General features: G+C 65.1%; 17 protein-coding genes. 6 read left to right on the top strand and 11 right to left on the bottom strand.

Annotated elements, in window-relative coordinates:
• Positions 1-75: 75 nt before the first annotated feature.
• The 4 genes from AvAM_RS06040 to AvAM_RS06025 form a co-directional block, all read right to left on the bottom strand.
• A complete protein-coding gene (locus AvAM_RS06040; protein ID WP_137746240.1) occupies positions 76-426 on the bottom strand; it encodes a hypothetical protein in 351 nt (116 codons plus the stop codon).
• Positions 427-484: 58 nt separating this feature from the next.
• A complete protein-coding gene (gene clpB / locus AvAM_RS06035) occupies positions 485-3091 on the bottom strand; it encodes an ATP-dependent chaperone ClpB (RefSeq protein WP_137746239.1) in 2607 nt (868 codons plus the stop codon).
• A gap of 218 nt (positions 3092-3309) precedes the next feature.
• Complete coding sequence (locus AvAM_RS06030) at positions 3310-3789, bottom strand: molybdenum cofactor biosynthesis protein MoaE (protein WP_137746238.1); 480 nt, start codon at positions 3787-3789, stop codon at positions 3310-3312.
• A gap of 38 nt (positions 3790-3827) precedes the next feature.
• On the bottom strand, positions 3828-4058 hold the full coding sequence (locus AvAM_RS06025) for a hypothetical protein (protein ID WP_137746237.1): 231 nt from the start codon (positions 4056-4058) through the stop codon (positions 3828-3830).
• 69 nt (positions 4059-4127) lie between these two features.
• Here AvAM_RS06025 and AvAM_RS06020 point away from each other — a divergent pair, with 69 nt between their 5' ends.
• From AvAM_RS06020 to dapA, 3 genes are all read left to right on the top strand, one after another.
• A complete protein-coding gene (locus AvAM_RS06020; protein WP_137746236.1) occupies positions 4128-4382 on the top strand; it encodes a hypothetical protein in 255 nt (84 codons plus the stop codon).
• 8 nt (positions 4383-4390) lie between these two features.
• A complete protein-coding gene (locus tag AvAM_RS06015) occupies positions 4391-4732 on the top strand; it encodes a hypothetical protein (protein WP_137746235.1) in 342 nt (113 codons plus the stop codon).
• 297 nt (positions 4733-5029) lie between these two features.
• On the top strand, positions 5030-5950 hold the full coding sequence (gene dapA / locus AvAM_RS06010) for a 4-hydroxy-tetrahydrodipicolinate synthase (RefSeq protein WP_137746234.1): 921 nt from the start codon (positions 5030-5032) through the stop codon (positions 5948-5950).
• Here dapA and moaD read toward each other — a convergent pair.
• From moaD to AvAM_RS05975, 7 genes are all read right to left on the bottom strand, one after another.
• Complete coding sequence (gene moaD / locus AvAM_RS06005) at positions 5937-6188, bottom strand: molybdopterin converting factor subunit 1 (protein WP_137746233.1); 252 nt, start codon at positions 6186-6188, stop codon at positions 5937-5939. The genes dapA and moaD overlap by 14 nt on opposite strands.
• Positions 6185-7438 carry a gephyrin-like molybdotransferase Glp gene (gene glp / locus AvAM_RS06000; protein WP_137746232.1) on the bottom strand — a complete coding sequence of 418 codons (1254 nt, stop codon included), beginning with the start codon at positions 7436-7438 and terminating at the stop codon, positions 6185-6187. Before glp ends, moaD begins: the two co-directional genes overlap by 4 nt.
• Positions 7423-7992, bottom strand: coding sequence for a molybdopterin-guanine dinucleotide biosynthesis protein B (gene mobB, locus AvAM_RS05995; protein ID WP_137746231.1), 570 nt, complete (start codon positions 7990-7992; stop codon positions 7423-7425). The genes glp and mobB overlap by 16 nt, the downstream gene beginning before the upstream one ends.
• A 106-nt stretch (positions 7993-8098) precedes the next feature.
• Complete coding sequence (thrC, locus tag AvAM_RS05990; protein WP_137746230.1) at positions 8099-9544, bottom strand: threonine synthase; 1446 nt, start codon at positions 9542-9544, stop codon at positions 8099-8101.
• 22 nt (positions 9545-9566) lie between these two features.
• Positions 9567-9881 carry a response regulator gene (locus tag AvAM_RS05985; RefSeq protein WP_137746229.1) on the bottom strand — a complete coding sequence of 105 codons (315 nt, stop codon included), beginning with the start codon at positions 9879-9881 and terminating at the stop codon, positions 9567-9569.
• Between the two features lie 33 nt (positions 9882-9914).
• The gene (locus AvAM_RS05980) at positions 9915-11249 is read right to left on the bottom strand and encodes a homoserine dehydrogenase (RefSeq protein WP_137746228.1); all 1335 of its coding nucleotides are present in this window, start codon (positions 11247-11249) and stop codon (positions 9915-9917) included.
• Between the two features lie 71 nt (positions 11250-11320).
• Entirely contained in the window at positions 11321-12565 is a 1245-nt protein-coding gene (locus tag AvAM_RS05975; RefSeq protein ID WP_137746227.1) for a pyridoxal phosphate-dependent aminotransferase, read from the bottom strand.
• A gap of 168 nt (positions 12566-12733) precedes the next feature.
• On the opposite strand from AvAM_RS05975, the gene AvAM_RS05970 reads away from it, so the two are divergent.
• The 3 genes from AvAM_RS05970 (at position 12734) to AvAM_RS05960 (ending at position 15773) form a co-directional block, all read left to right on the top strand.
• Positions 12734-13105 carry an Mth938-like domain-containing protein gene (locus AvAM_RS05970; protein ID WP_137746226.1) on the top strand — a complete coding sequence of 124 codons (372 nt, stop codon included), beginning with the start codon at positions 12734-12736 and terminating at the stop codon, positions 13103-13105.
• Positions 13106-13318: 213 nt separating this feature from the next.
• A complete protein-coding gene (locus AvAM_RS05965) occupies positions 13319-13804 on the top strand; it encodes a peroxiredoxin (RefSeq protein ID WP_063461152.1) in 486 nt (161 codons plus the stop codon).
• 214 nt (positions 13805-14018) lie between these two features.
• On the top strand, positions 14019-15773 hold the full coding sequence (locus tag AvAM_RS05960) for a PhoH family protein (RefSeq protein ID WP_137746225.1): 1755 nt from the start codon (positions 14019-14021) through the stop codon (positions 15771-15773).
• Positions 15774-15796 lie beyond the last annotated feature (23 nt).

The raw sequence follows: 15796 nt of genomic DNA, 5'->3' as shown, positions 1-15796 counted from the left end.
GGATCAGGGCGTGTCACGAAAAAACGAACGCACCCACAGGGTAAACGCCCTGAGGGTGCGTCCCGGCAGCCACTCTCAGCGCACTTCGCGCGCTTCGACGTCGGTGACTTCGGCAGATCCCGGCAGGATACCGCCCCGGCGCGATGCCGCTGCATCGCCGCCCGCGTCTGGCGCTCCTGCGCCACGGCGGCCAGACGACCAACGCTCGGTAGAGCGGAACACGGTGCTGAAACCCGTGCGGGGGTCCATGCGCATGGCCCAAGGAGTCACAGGCTTGCCCGTCAGGCGCGCCCAGCCTGCGCGCAGCATCCACACCAGCGCCAGCACCAGGGCCGCCACCAGCAGGCTGGCAAACAGCACCAGCCCCATGGCCAGGACCACAACACGCAGCAGCAGGCGCACAAGGCCTGCAACAAATTCATTCAAACGACACCTCTCCTTCACATCTTGGGGAAAGGGCAAAGCTCACCCTTCCCCGCCGGGCTCATCCCCGCTCGGCCACGCCGAACTGGAACACGCCCGGCTCCAGCACCGGATTGACGGTGACCGGAATCACGCTCTTGGGCGGGAATCGCCCTTCGAGCAGCAACTTCGACAGCGGATTCTCGATGCGCTGCTGGATCGCCCGCTTGAGCGGCCGCGCACCGAACACGGGATCGAACCCCACCTTGGCCAATTCTGCCAAGGCGGCGTCGGACACCTGCAGCTCCAAATCCATCTTGGCTAACCGGGATTGCAGCAGCTGCAACTGGATCTTGGCGATGGACGCAATGTGCTGCGCATCCAGCGCGTGGAACACCACCGTCTCGTCGATGCGGTTCAAGAACTCGGGCCGGAAATGGTTTTTCAGCTCGCCCCACACCGCGTCCTTGATGTCCTGTGAGTCCTGCCCGACCATCGCCTGGATCAGGTGCGAGCCAATGTTGCTCGTCATCACGATCACCGTGTTCTTGAAGTCCACGGTGCGGCCCTGGCCATCGGTCAGGCGGCCGTCGTCCAGCACCTGCAGCAGCACGTTGAACACGTCGGGGTGGGCTTTTTCCACCTCGTCGAGCAGCAGCACGCTGTAGGGCTTGCGGCGAACGGCCTCGGTCAGGTAGCCGCCCTCCTCATAGCCCACGTAGCCAGGCGGCGCGCCGATCAGGCGGGCCACGGAATGCTTCTCCATGAACTCGCTCATGTCGATGCGGATCAGGTGGTCTTCGCTGTCGAACAAGAAGCCCGCCAGCGCCTTGCACAGCTCGGTCTTGCCCACGCCCGTGGGGCCCAGGAACAGGAACGAGCCCGTGGGGCGGTTGGGGTCGGACAGGCCCGAGCGCGAGCGGCGGATGGCGTTGGCCACGGCGGCAATCGCTTCTTGCTGGCCCACCACGCGCTCGTGCAGCTTGTCTTCCATCTGCAAGAGCTTGTCCTTCTCGCCCTGCATCATCTTGGACACGGGGATGCCGGTGGCACGGCTCACCACCTCGGCGATTTCTTCGGCACCCACCTGGGTGCGCAGCAGGCGGCGCGCGGCAGGGGCACCGTCCTTGCCAGCCTCTTGCGCCTGGGCTTCCTTGAGCTGCTTTTCCAGCTCAGGCAGCTTGCCGTACTGCAGCTCGGCCACCTTGTTGAAGTCGCCCTTGCGGGTGAACTCTTCGATCTGGAACTTGAGCTTGTCGATGGCCTCGCGCACATGGGCACTGCCCTGCGCCTGGGCTTTTTCGGACTGCCAGATCTCGTCGTAGTCGGCGATCTCCTTTTGCAGCTTGGCGATCTCTTCCTCGATCAGCGCAAAGCGCTTTTGCGAAGACTCATCCTTCTCGCGGCGCACGGCCTCGCGCTCGATCTGCAGCTGGATCAGGCGGCGGTCCAGGCGGTCCATGACCTCGGGCTTGGAGTCCATCTCGATCTTGATCTTGGACGCCGCCTCGTCGATCAGGTCGATCGCCTTGTCAGGCAGAAAGCGGTCGGTGATGTAGCGGTTGGACAGTTCGGCCGCAGCCACGATGGCCGGGTCGGTGATGTCCACGCCATGGTGCACCTCGTACTTCTCCTGCAGGCCGCGCAGGATGGCGATGGTGGCCTCGACGCTCGGCTCGCCCACCAGGATCTTCTGGAAGCGGCGCTCCAGTGCCGCATCCTTCTCGATGTACTTGCGGTACTCATCCAGCGTAGTGGCGCCCACGCAGTGCAGCTCGCCACGCGCCAGGGCGGGCTTGAGCATGTTGCCCGCATCCATCGCGCCTTCGCCCTTGCCCGCGCCCACCATGGTGTGCAGCTCGTCGATGAAGACGATGGTCTGGCCCTCGTCCTTGGCCAGCTCGTTGAGCACGGCCTTCAGGCGCTCCTCAAACTCGCCCCGGTACTTGGCACCGGCCAGCAGGGCCGCCATGTCCAGGCTGAGCACGCGCTTGCCTTTGAGGCTTTCGGGCACCTCGCCCGCCACGATGCGCTGTGCCAGGCCTTCGACGATGGCGGTCTTGCCCACGCCGGGCTCGCCGATGAGCACGGGGTTGTTCTTGGTGCGGCGCTGCAGCACCTGGATGGCGCGGCGGATCTCGTCGTCGCGGCCAATCACAGGGTCCAGCTTGCCCAGGCGCGCGCGCTCGGTCAGGTCCAGGCAGTATTTGGCGAGCGCGCCGCGCTGGCCTTCGGCCTCGGCACTGTCCACCTTCTGGCCGCCGCGCACGGCGTCAATGGCGGCCTCCAGGCTCTTGCGGGTCAGGCCGTTGTCCTTCGCAATCTTTGCGGCATCGCCCTTGCTGTCGATCACGGCCAGCAAAAACAACTCGCTCGCAATGAAGGGGTCGCCGCGCTTGATAGCTTCCTTCTCGGTGGCCTGCAGCACGCGGCCCAGCTCGGGCCCGCCCTGCACCTGGTCATTGCCCTGCACCTGGGGCAGGCGCTTGACGGCCGCCTCGGCCGCCGTGAGCAGGCCGGGCACATTGGCGCCCGCGCGTTGCAGCAGCGCCTTGGGGCCGTCGTCCTGCTGCAGCATGGCCAGCAGCACATGCACGGGTTCGATGTACGCGTTGTCATGGCCCAGCGCAATGCTCTGGGCATCGCTCAGGGCTTCCTGGAACTTGGTGGTGAATTTGTCGAGACGCATGGGTGAATGTCCTCCGAATTGCAGAACACTTGAGGCGCGGCCTGCCTGATTTCAAGACAGTTCCCTGGCCCACCCCATGGCCCCTTGTTGACCTGCGTCAGTGATTTGCCCCACCACACAAGCATCAGTTACTATAATTTTTATAGCTATAAACGCTTTACCAGAGCGCGGAGACGGCCAATTTTTTCCAATTTCCAGCGCCCAAAGCGCACAACGCATCAGGTCGCGTTGCCCAGCGTGATGCCCCAGCGCGCCAGCGCCGCGTCGTCGCTCACCCGCGCATCCACCCAGCGGGCGCCCTGGGGGGTTTCTTCCTTCTTCCAGAACGGTGCCTGGGTCTTGAGGTAGTCCATCAAGAACTCGCAGGCCTGAAAGCTCTGGCCCCGGTGGGCGCTGGTCACGGCCACCAGCACGATCTGGTCGAGCGGCTGCAGCAGCCCCACGCGGTGGATGACGCGGGCGCCAAAGATGTCGAAGCGGCGAAAGGCTTCGTCCACCATGGCCTCGATGGATTTTTCGGTCATGCCCGGGTAGTGCTCCAGCTCCATGGACGCCACCTGGTCCCCTTCGTTGCGGTCGCGCACCGTGCCCACAAAGCTACACACCGCGCCCACGCCCTTGTTCTCGCTGCGCAGGGCCGCCACTTCGGCGGACAGGTCGAAATCTTCGGTCTGGATGGAAACGCGGGGCAGGCTCATGGCGGCAGGGCTTTCAGGCAGGGGGGCATGCGGCGCGCTCATGGCGAGCGGTGCAGCCGGGGGGCCGAGAGCAGGGCATGCTCTTCCTCCACCACCTTGTTCAGCTGGGCCAGCGCGGGGGTGGGCGGCAGCTTGGCCAGCAGGGTCTGCAGACGTGTCACGTCGGACACCGAGGGCGCCACCTTGATCTGTGCGATGGCCGCAGGCAGGTTGCCGCTCTGGATCAGGGCCAGGACCTTGGCGGGCCATTCGCTTTTGTTTCGTGCCATAGAGGGGTAAAAGGGTTTGTCTGTACGATTCGCCCGCACTGTACCCGCACCGCAGCCCCTTTTTCCACCATGGCCACGCAAACCATCACCACCGAGCTGTACAAGCTCTACCCCTCGCCCCGCAATACGCACAAGGAGGTGTTCGAGCACCAGGTGTTCGTGCCCTCCCCCTACGCCATCATCGACCTGGAGGTGATGGAGCTGGCTGGCAAGACCACATTGTTTGCCGCCTGTCGGCTGTCGGACATGAAGATGGGCCAGCTCGTGAGCTTTGCGCTGGCGGCAGACCAGGCCAAGTTCGAGCGCCTGTTCACCCCGGACTGACAAGCACCATGGACGACGACAACCAGATCCACGTACCGCCCTCGTTCATGGCGGTGTACAGCGATACACGCCAGCGCCTGACCGAAAAGCCCGCCGTGGTGCGCACCCGCTATGAGCTGTGCGAAGACCTCGCGGGCCACCTGGTGGAGCATGCGCAGACGCTCTACCACGTGCAGGCCCCGTCAGAGGCCGAGATCCTGCGGCGCATCCACGCCGGGCTGTGCACGGCCGAATCGGGCGTGTCAGTGGCCGAGGCCACCTGGATCACCACCCGCCTGGCCGAGCTGCTGAACTGGCCCTGCCCCGAGCTGATCCCCGAGCAACCCGCTGCGGCCCCTGCACAACCCTAGAGCCGCGCCGTGGCGGCTTTCAGACAAGCTTTTCACAACGGCCTCGCTATACTGCGCCCCATGCCCACGCACACACCCTTCGCCATGACTGCCGCATCTGCGGTGGCATTGCAGTGCGTGGTCAAAGCCAAAAAACCAGAGCTCATCTGACCGGAGCTGTGGTTCCGTCCGGATGAGCGACGGAACCACCTGGTAGAGAAATCACCTTCTTTTTTTTCTCTTTTCCCTCCCCGGCATTCCGCGCGCATTCCTTCCGGACGGTTCTTCCCCTGGTCGAACCCTGAAAGGATGTTTTGCATGTCTGCCACCGCTACCAATCCAACCACTGCCACCACGCCCTCCCCGCTGCCGCTGTTCAGCGGGCTCTGGATCGCCTTGGTCACGCCGTTCAAGGACGGGGCTGTGGACCACCCGGCGCTCGCTGCCCTCACCGCCCGGCTGCGTGCCCAGGGGGTGGCAGGCTTTGTTGCCTGCGGCTCCACGGGCGAAGCCGCCGCGCTGGACAAGGCCGAGCAGCTGCAGGTGCTGGAAACGGTGCTCCAGGCCGCCCAGGGCCTGCCCGTGGTGATGGGTGTGTCGGGCTACCACCTGGGCCAGGTGCTGGAGCAGGTGCAGGCCCTGGCACGCTATCCGGCGGCGGGCCTGCTGGTGTCGGCCCCGCACTACATCCGCCCCTCTCAGGAGGGCCTGCTGCACTGGTTCCGCACCCTGGCCGATGCCAGCAAGGCACCCGTGCTCATCTACGACATTCCCTACCGCACAGGGGCCACGCTCAGCACCGAAACGCTGCTGGCGCTGGCCGCACATCCGCGCATAGAGGCCATCAAGGACTGCGGCGGCAACCCCGCCAAGACACAGGCCCTGATCGCCGATGGCCGCCTGCAGGTGCTGACGGGCGAAGACGCGCAGATCTTCCACACCCTGGCCCTGGGCGGCGCGGGCGCGATCTCGGCCAGCGCGCACTGGCAGACACCCCGCTTTGTGGAGCTGATGGAGTTGCTGCGCGCAGGCCACCTGGGCGAAGCCCGCCGCGTGTGGCAGGCCTTGCTGCCCTGGATCGAGGTCTGCTTTGCCGAGCCCAACCCGGCGCCGCTGAAGGCCGTGCTGGCCCATGCAGGCGAGATGTGCAATGAACTGCGGGCGCCGATGATGGGCGCATCGGAAGCGCTGAATCTGCGCCTGCAGGCCCTGGCCTCTGCTGGGCTCAGCCCCCGGTAACGGGCGGGAAAAACGCCACCTCGGCCCCGTCGGCCAGGGGGGCGGATTCATCGCTCAGGGTCTGGTTGAGTGCCATGCGCACAGCCCGGCCCCGCGCCAGGCTGGCGGCATGGGCACCGCCGCGCGCAATGAGTTCGTCGCGCAGTGCGCCCAGCGTGGCGGCGGCCGTCTCCACCCCCTCCTGCCCGGTGCCAATGGCCTCGCGGATGGATGCGAAATAGCGGACAGATATCTTCATGACAGGATTTCCGAGAAGGCGATGTACCGCACGGTATCGCCCGCCGCAATCGTCTGGCCCGCCGGGTTGTCCACCACCCCGTCGCCCCAGGCGGCCGAGGTGAGCACGCCCGAGCTCTGGTTGCCGAACAGGTCCAGCCCGCCTGCGGCGTTGTGGCGCACGCGCAGAAATTCGCGGCGCTTGTCGGCCTTGGGCCACACAAAATCAGCGCGGGCAGCGATGGATTGGGGAGCCACATCCAACACACCCTGCAGCCGCAGCACAAACGGCCGCACGAGCAGCGCAAAGGTCAGAAAGCTAGACACCGGGTTGCCGGGCAGGCCCATGAAATGGGCGGCGCCCCCCTCGCGCGGGATCTGGCCATATGCGAAGGGCTTGCCGGGTTTCATGGCGATCTGCCACAGGTCCAGCGTGCCCAGCGTTTCCACGGCGGGCTTGATGTGGTCTTCCTCACCCACGCTCACGCCGCCGCTGGTCAGGATCAGGTCGTGGGCGGCGCTCGCATCGCGCAAGGCCGCGATGGTGGCATCCCGTCGGTCGGGCACGATGCCGAAGTCGGTGACCTCGCAGCCCAGGCGCAGCAGCATGGCACGCAAAAAGAAACGGTTGCTGTTGTAGATGGCGCCGGGGCGCATCTGCTCGGGCGGCACCTCGCCGGGCATGACCAGTTCATCGCCGGTGGAGAACAGCGCCACGCGCGGGCGGCGGGCCACCTGCAGTTCGTGCAGGCCAATGCTGGCCGCCAGGCCCAGCTCGGCCGGGGTCAGGCGCGTGCCCGCCGCCAGCACCACAGCACCCCGGGTGATGTCCTCGCCCGCGCTGCGGATCCACTGGCCGGCCTGGGGGACGGCGTTGACACGCACCGAACCCAGGCCATCGGCGGCAGCAAGGGCCTCGCAGTCCTCCTGCATCAGGATCGCATCGGCGCCTGCAGGCACGGGCGCGCCGGTGAAGATGCGTGCGGCCGTGCCAGGCTGCAGCGGGTCGCCCGCACTGCCCGCAGGAATGCGCTGCGACACGGCCAACACCACCCCTGCCGCCGCCACATCGGCGCAGCGCACGGCGTAGCCGTCCATCGCGCTGTTGTCCTGAGGGGGCACCTGCAGGGCCGAGACACAGTCTTGCGCCAGCACACGGCCGTCGGCGTCGAAGGTGGTGACGGTGTCCGTGCCCGGCAGCGGCGTGGCCTGGGCCAGCAGATCGGCCAGCGCGTCGTCCAGCGCCTTGAGGGGCTTCATTGGGGGGCGCATGGCACCAGCCCTCCGTGCAGTTCCCAGTTGTATTCAAAGCGGTGGCCGTACTCGATCAGCCAGTCCACCACCTGTGCGGGCTGGTTCAGGTCCAGCAGCGGCAGCTGGGTGGGCTGGGGCAGGCTTGCGGCGGCATCGGTGGCAACGGCCACCACAAAGTCGTCCTCGGGGTAGCGCACGGGCTTGGCCAACTGGCCGGGCTCGGGGGCGCGCCAGACTTCGACCTTGAGCAGGTCGCTGTCCTTGAAGCCTTCCACCAGCACCCAGTCCACGCCCTGGTACAGCTCGGCCAGCAGGTGGTGCACGCTGAGCGTGGCGGGCTGCTCGAACTCGCGCACCAGCATCAGCCGCTTGTCCGACGCAGCCACCACTTCAAAGGCGCCAGCCTCGCGGTGGCGGTAGGTGTCCTTGCCCGGGTGGTCGATGTCGAAACTGTGGTGGGCATGCTTGACCACCGACACGCGCAGCCCGCGCAGCCGCAGCTCGGGGATCAGCTGCTCGACCAGCGTGGTCTTGCCACTGCCGGAGAACCCGGCAAAACCGACAACCTTCATCCAGTGCTCCTTGGTTAGCTATCGTATTTATAGCTACTAGCGCTTACCAGACGCGCGCCAGGGGCGTTTTTTCTCAAACATTCCCCTCCAGGAAGGGGAAGCAGCCTCAACCCTGCGCAGCGGGAGCGCAGTGGCGCTCGATGTAGGCCTTGACCTGCTCCACATCGGCGGGCATCACGTGCACGCGCTTGGGCAGGTCTTCGATGCCTGCAAACTTGGCGGGGCGCTCGGGCGCATGGCCCAGGGCCTCGACGATGGTCTCGGCAAACTTGATGGGCAGTGCAGTCTCCAGCACGATCATGGGCACCTTGGCATCGCTGTGGTGTTCGCGCGCCACCTTCACGCCGTCGGCGGTGTGGGTGTCGATGGTGACGCCGTAGCGCTCGAAGGTGTCCTTGATGGTGGCCAGGCGGTCGGCGTGGGTGCTCTTGCCGCTTTCAAAGCCGTATTTCTTGGCGGCATCGGCAAACAGCGGGTCGGCGCTCAGGTCAAAGCGGCCATAGGTTTGCAGCGCGGCGCTGAACAAGGCCTTGGTGCGCTGGCCGTTGCGGCCCAGCAGGTCAAAAATGAAGCGCTCGAAGTTGCTGGCCTTGCTGATGTCCATCGAGGGGCTCGATGTTTCGTGCGTGTCGGCACTGCCCCGCACGCGGTACACGCCGGTGCGGAAGAACTCGTCGAGTACGTCGTTCTCGTTGGTGGCCACCACCAGCTTGGCAATGGGCAGGCCCATCATGCGTGCCACATGGCCTGCGCACACGTTGCCAAAGTTGCCCGAAGGCACCGTGAAGCTGACCTTCTGGCTGTTGCTCTCAGTGGCCTGGATGTAGCCCGCGAAGTAGTACACCACCTGCGCCAGCAGGCGCGCCCAGTTAATGGAGTTGACCGTGCCGATCTTGTACTTGGCCTTGAAGGCGTGGTCGTTGGACACGGCCTTGACGATGTCCTGGCAGTCGTCGAACACGCCTTCGATGGCGATGTTGTGGATGTTCTCGTCCTGCAGGCTGAACATCTGCGCCTGCTGGAAGGCGCTCATGCGGCCGTGCGGGCTGGTCATGAACACGCGCACGCCCTCTTTGCCGCGCATGGCGTATTCGGCCGCGCTGCCGGTGTCGCCGCTGGTGGCGCCCAGGATGTTGAGCTGCTCGCCACGGCGGCCCAGTTCGTACTCGAACAGGTTGCCCAGCAGTTGCATGGCCATGTCCTTGAAGGCCAGCGTGGGGCCGTTGGACAGGGCTTCAAGCCACAGGCCGTCTTCGAGGTGGCGCAGGGGAACGATCTCGCCCGTGCCGAAGACTTCAGCGGTGTAGGTCTTGGCGCAGATGGCCTTGAGGTCTGCAGCAGGGATGTCGTCGATGTACAGCGACAGGATCTGGAACGCCAGCTCGGCGTAGCCCTGCTCGTGGTACGCCTTGCGCAGCTTGGTCAAGGCGGCGGCGGTGATCTTGGGGTACGTCTCGGGCAGGTACAAGCCGCCATCGGGCGCCAGGCCTTCGAGCAGGATGTCGCAGAACTGTTTGCGGTCTGCGTGGCCGCGTGTGCTGAGGTATTTCATGAGGGGGTCCCGTCGGTGTCGCTCAAAGACTGATGCCGTACACGCGGATATCAAGGTAAAAACGTGAGGCGATCAGCAGCAGGAAGCCGCCGATCAGGACCAGCCAGTGCAGTGGCTTGTCCTCGTAGTTGTCCGTGCGCTCCAGCAGCACGAAGTACAGCCAGGCTGCCAGAAAACTGCCCACCCCGTTGAGGATGGCCTGCGCGCGCGGCATGAACCCGAACAAGGTCAGCATGACCAGCAGGCCGAACCAGAACGCCAGATGCCAGCGCGGCAGATCGACATGCGCCATTTTGAGCAGCGCCGACAGCGTGAGGGCGGCAACCAGGGTGGGCATGGCGGGGCGGCATCATGGCTCGTGGGGGCTGGCTCAGTTCAGCTCTTCCTTGCGGATGCGCGTGATGGGGGCCAGCACCGTGGGCAGGGCCTGCATCTGGGCGATCACGGCGTCCATGGTGCCTTCGCGGGTGTCGTGGGTCAGGATGATCAGGTCGGTCTGTGTGGAGCCTTCACCGCCCACTTCATCGGCCTCGCGCTGCAGCACGGCGTCGATGCTCACACCGGCCTCGGCCAGCAGGCCCGTGACCTTGGCGAGCACGCCGGCCTGGTCGGCCACACGCAGACGCAGGTAGTAGCTGGTGACCACTTCGCTCATCGGCAGCACGGGCAGCTGGTCCATGGCACCTTGCAGCGTGTTGGCCTGGAAGGCCAGGTGCGGCACGCGGTGCTCGGGGTCTGCGGTGTGCAGGCGGGCAATGTCCACCAGGTCGGCGATCACGGCGCTGGCAGTGGGCTCGGAGCCCGCACCCTTGCCGTAGTACAGCGTGGTGCCCACGGCGTCGCCCTGCACCACCACGGCATTCATCGCACCTTCGACGTTGGCGATCAGGCGCTTGGAGGGCACGAGGCTCGGGTGCACGCGCAGCTCGATGCCCTTTTCAGCGCGCTTGGTGATGCCCAGCAGCTTGATGCGGTAGCCCAGCTGCTCGGCGTACTTGATGTCGGCTGCGCCCAGCTTGGTGATGCCTTCGACATAGGCCTTGTCGAACTGCACCGGAATGCCGAACGCAATCGCACTCATCAGCGTGACCTTGTGGGCCGCGTCCACACCTTCGATGTCGAAGGTCGGGTCGGCCTCGGCATAGCCCAGGCGTTGCGCTTCCTTGAGCACCACGTCGAAGTCCAGGCCCTTGCTGCGCATCTCGGACAGGATGAAGTTGGTGGTGCCGTTGATGATGCCGGCAAGCCACTGGATGCGGTTGGCCGTGAGGCCTTCACGCAGCGCCTTGATGATGGGGATGCCACCGGCCACGGCGGCCTCGAAGGCCACCATCACGCCCTTGGCCGATGCGGCCGCGAAGATCTCGGTGCCGTGCACGGCCAGCAGCGCTTTGTTGGCGGTGACCACATGCTTGCCCGCCGCAATGGCTTCCAGCACCAGCGCACGCGCAATGCCGTAGCCACCGATCAGCTCGATGACGATGTCGATGTCAGGGTTGGCAATGATGGCGCGGGCGTCGTTGACGACCTGGATGCCATCGCCCACCACGGCCCTGGCGCGCTCCACGTCCAGATCGGCCACCATGGTGATCTCGATGCCACGGCCCGCACGGCGGCTGATTTCGTCCTGGTTGCGTGCAAGCACGTTGAACACGCCGCTGCCGACGGTGCCGATGCCCAGAAGGCCTACTTGGATGGGTTTCATGGAAGATATACCAGTCAAAAATGGGGTTTGCGCCTGTCCATCAAGCGCCAGCAGCTATCAAAAAGTGAGTATTAGCCGACGCGCCGCAGATCGGTGCCGCAGCGCTTGCGGTACTGCTCCAGGAAACGTGCCACGCGGCCGATGGCGTCGCGCAGGTCGTCTTCGTGCGGCAGGAACACGATGCGAAAGTGGTCGGGCGCGGCCCAGTTGAAGCCCGTGCCCTGCACCAGCATGACCTTGGTCTCCTGCAGCAGCTCCAGGAAGAACTGCTGGTCGTCCTCGATGGGGTACACGGCCGGGTCCAGGCGCGGGAACATGTACAGCGCCGCCTGCGGCTTCACGCAGCTCACGCCGGGGATGGCGGTGATCAGCTCATAGGCCAGGTCGCGCTGCTTGCGCAGGCGGCCGCCCTCGCCCACCAGCTCATTGATGCTCTGGTAGCCGCCCAGCGCGGTCTGCACGGCCCACTGGCCGGGCACGTTGGCGCACAGGCGCATGTTCGAGAGCATGTTCAGGCCCTCGATGTAGTCTTTGGCGGGCTTCTTGTCGCCCGACACCACCAGCCAGCCCGCACGGTACCCGCAGGAGCGGTAGCTCTTGGACAGCGAGTTGAAGGTGAGCGTGAGCACGTCTTCGCTCAGCGAGCCGATGGCCGTGTGCTTGGCGCCGTCGTACAGCACCTTGTCGTACACCTCGTCGGCAAAGATCACCAGGCCATGCTCGCGGGCGATGGCGACGATGCCCTTGAGCAGATCGTCGGAGTACAGCGCGCCCGTGGGGTTGTTGGGGTTGATGACCACGATGCCCTTGGTGCGGGGCGTGATCTTGGCGCGGATGTCGGCCAGGTTGGGCATCCAGCCGTTGGCTTCATCGCACAGGTAGTGCACGGGCGTGCCGCCCGAGAGGCTGGCCGCCGCCGTCCACAGCGGGTAGTCGGGCGAGGGCAGCAGCAGCTCGTCGCCCGTGTCCAGCAGCGCATTCGTGGCCATCACGATGAGTTCGCTGGCACCGTTGCCCAGGTAGATGTCGTCCAGCGCCACGCCCTTGATGCCCTGCTTCTGGGTTTCGTGCATCACGGCCTTGCGCGCGGCAAAAATGCCCTTGCTGTCCGAATAGCCCGCAGAGTTGGGCAGGTTGCGGATCATGTCGAGCTGGATCTCTTCGGGCGCATCGAAGCCGAACACGGCCAGGTTGCCGATGTTGAGCTTGATGATCTTGTGCCCGTCTTCCTCCATCTTCTTGGCCGCGTCCATGATCGGCCCCCGGATGTCGTAGCAGACGTTGGCGAGCTTGGCGGATTTTTGGACGGTTTTCATGCGCTGACGAAAAAGCGAGGCGGTGGAAAAGACGGCGAGACAGCGGCGACAAGGCAGCCAGGGCCGCTGGGCACTCGGCGAAACCTATAATTTGACCACAGAACCGGCCCCCTCCCCCCTGGCGCGCGCCTGCGGCAGCGCCCTGCAGACCGCACCACACGCACATCCATGAAATTCCAGCCCGACCGCTCGAACGCACAGACCATCAGCGGCTATGGCCCCGGCTGGATCAGCGTGGACGCAGAGAAGATCACCCACAGCGTCCTTCTGGGCTCAAGCGGTCTGCGCCAGGCATGGCCCTGCACGCGTTACGAAGACCTGACCCCGGAACACTTCGCACAGCTGGCGACACTGGAAACCGAACTGGTGATCTTCGGCAGCGGCACACGCAACCGCTTCCCGCCCCCCCCCTGGCTGGCACCGCTGATGACCCGGCGGCTCGGGCTGGAAACCATGGACACGGCAGCGGCCTGCCGCACTTACAACATCCTGGCCGGGGAAGGCCGCAACGTGGTGGCAGCGCTGATTCTGGAGCCCTGAGGGCCGCCCGCAGCCCCCGCGCCAGGCGCGCAGAACCTATGCAAAGCCTTGCAAAAGTGCGCGCCACCAAAGGCAAGACACACAGTCTTACATTTGGCCGGCAATCGATTTCGGGGTAAAATCACCGGTTGCGGTCGGGGGCACCACCAAGAGCAATAACACACCCCATTCCCCCGGCTTACCAACGACTACATCCTGAGAGATTGAAGTGATATGGCGATCGTTGTCAACAAACCCCTCCCTGAATTTGAAGCCAACGCGACCGGTGGAATCAAGGTCTCCAACACCTCCCACCTTGGCCAAATTCTGGTTCTGTACTTCTATCCCAAGGACAACACGCCTGGCTGCACCACGGAGGCCATGCAGTTTCGCGACAAGTACAAGGATTTCGTGAAGGCTGGCGCCGCCGTGTTCGGCGTGTCGCGCGACAACATGAAGTCGCATGACGACTTCAAGGAAAAGCTGGAACTGCCTTTCGAGCTGATCGCCGACACCGAAGAGAAGATGTGCCACATGTTCGGCGTGGTCAAGAACAAGATCATGTACGGCAAGAAGGTCAAGGGCATCGAGCGCAGCACCTTCCTGATCGGCCCCGACGGCCTGCTGGTGCAAGAGTGGCGCGGCCTCAAGGTGCCCGGCCATGTGGACGAAGTCCTCAAGACCGTGAAATCCATCAAGGCCCTGAAAAAGGCCGCCTGATCCTCCACAGCCTTCGCGCCCGGATCAAGCCGCTGGAGCATCGACGCGACACCCCACTGGTTTTGCCCCGGCAAGACATCCAGAGTAGGCATAATGGATTTATGCCCCTGGTTATCGCGACGTTTGCCCCACCCCAAAAAGCCGCCTCGGCCTCCAGGCGGCTTTTTGCTTTCTGACCCGTCTTTCTTCCTTTACCGACCGAGGCCCTGCCACCATGCCCCTGCCCCCCGCCCCCAGCCGGCGCGCTGCACTCCTCGCGCCCGAAGCCTTTGAAGTCACGGCCCGTCCACGGGTGTCACCCACCTCCGCCAATGAACCCGTTGCCGCACCCGTGCGGGCAACCACCCCATCGGCCCGTGCCGGGCGCAAAACAGGCAACTCAGCGCCGCTGGCGCCCATCGCCCTGGTCGCCACTCCTCTGGTCTCGGCAGAGAGTCTGGCCCGCACTCCCGAGCCTGCAGCATCGCCCGCCGCCCGCGCGACAGGCGCGCGCAAGGCCCGCACCACCACCGCGGCCATAAGCCCCAGCGCTGCAGCACCTGCCCCGGCACCACGGGGCAAGAAAGCCGCACCGCAAGGCCCGACCAAGCTCTTCGTGCTGGACACCAATGTGCTGCTGCACGACCCGACCAGCCTCTTCCGCTTCGAAGAGCACGACATCTTCCTGCCGATGATCGTGCTGGAGGAACTGGACGGCCACAAGAAGGGCATGACCGAAGTCGCCCGCAATGGCCGCCAAGCCAGCCGCACGCTGGATGCGCTGGCTGCCGCCCAGGGCGCCGACATGGCCAAGGGCCTGAAGCTCGACTCCACCGGCCAGCGTGCTGCGGGCGGCCACCTGTTCTTCCAGACGGTGCCGCTGGACTACAGCCTGCCCACCAGCTTGCCACCCGGCAAGGCCGACAACCAGATCCTGGGCGTGGTGGAAGCCTTGCGCAAGCTGCATGCGCCGCGCGAGGTGGTGCTGGTGTCCAAGGACATCAACATGCGCGTCAAGGCCCGCGCCCTGGGCCTGAACGCTGAGGACTACCAGAACGACAAGACGCTGGAAGACGGCGACCTGCTCTACGCAGGCGTACTGGCCCTGCCACCCGACTTCTGGGCCAAGAGCGGCAAGAACGTGGAAAGCTGGCAGAGCGGCGCCCACACCTACTACCGCATCGGCGGGCCCATCGTGCCGCAGCTGATGATCAACCAGTTCGTGTACTTCGAGGCCCCTGGCGAGCCAAGCCTGTTTGCACGCGTGAGCGAGATCCGCGAAAAAACGGCGGTGCTGCAGACGCTCAAGGACTACGGCTCTGCCAAAAATGCGGTGTGGGGAGTGACCACGCGCAACCGCGAGCAAAACTACGCCATGAACCTGCTCATGGACCCGGAGATCGACTTCGTGACCCTGACCGGCACGGCCGGCACCGGCAAGACCCTGCTGGCCCTGGCCGCAGGCCTTACCCAGGTGCTGGACGACCGCCGCTACACCGAGATCATCATGACCCGCGCCACGGTAAGCGTGGGCGAAGACATCGGCTTCCTGCCCGGCACCGAGGAAGAAAAGATGGGCCCCTGGATGGGCGCTCTGGACGACAACCTGGAGTTTCTGGCCAAGGGCGACGGTGGCAATGCGGGCGAATGGGGCCGCGCGGCCACCAACGAGCTGATCCGTAGCCGCATCAAGATCAAGAGCATGAACTTCATGCGCGGACGCACCTTCCTGAACAAGTACGTGATCATTGATGAGGCTCAAAACCTGACCCCAAAACAGATGAAGACCCTGATCACCCGTGCCGGCCCGGGCACCAAGATCATCTGCATGGGCAACCTGGCGCAGATCGACACCCCCTACCTGACCGAAGGCTCCTCGGGCCTGACCTATGCAGTGGACCGCTTCAAGGGCTGGCCACACAGCGGACACATCACGCTGGCACGGGGTGAGCGCTCGCGCCTGGCGGACTTTGCCAGCGAAGTGCTCTGATCTCGGACAGAAAAGCAAAAGGC

It is taken from the genome of Acidovorax sp. NB1 (assembly GCF_005405905.1).
Taxonomy (GTDB): Bacteria; Pseudomonadota; Gammaproteobacteria; order Burkholderiales; family Burkholderiaceae_C; genus Acidovorax.
This window is presented reverse-complemented; position numbering and strand designations above follow the sequence as displayed.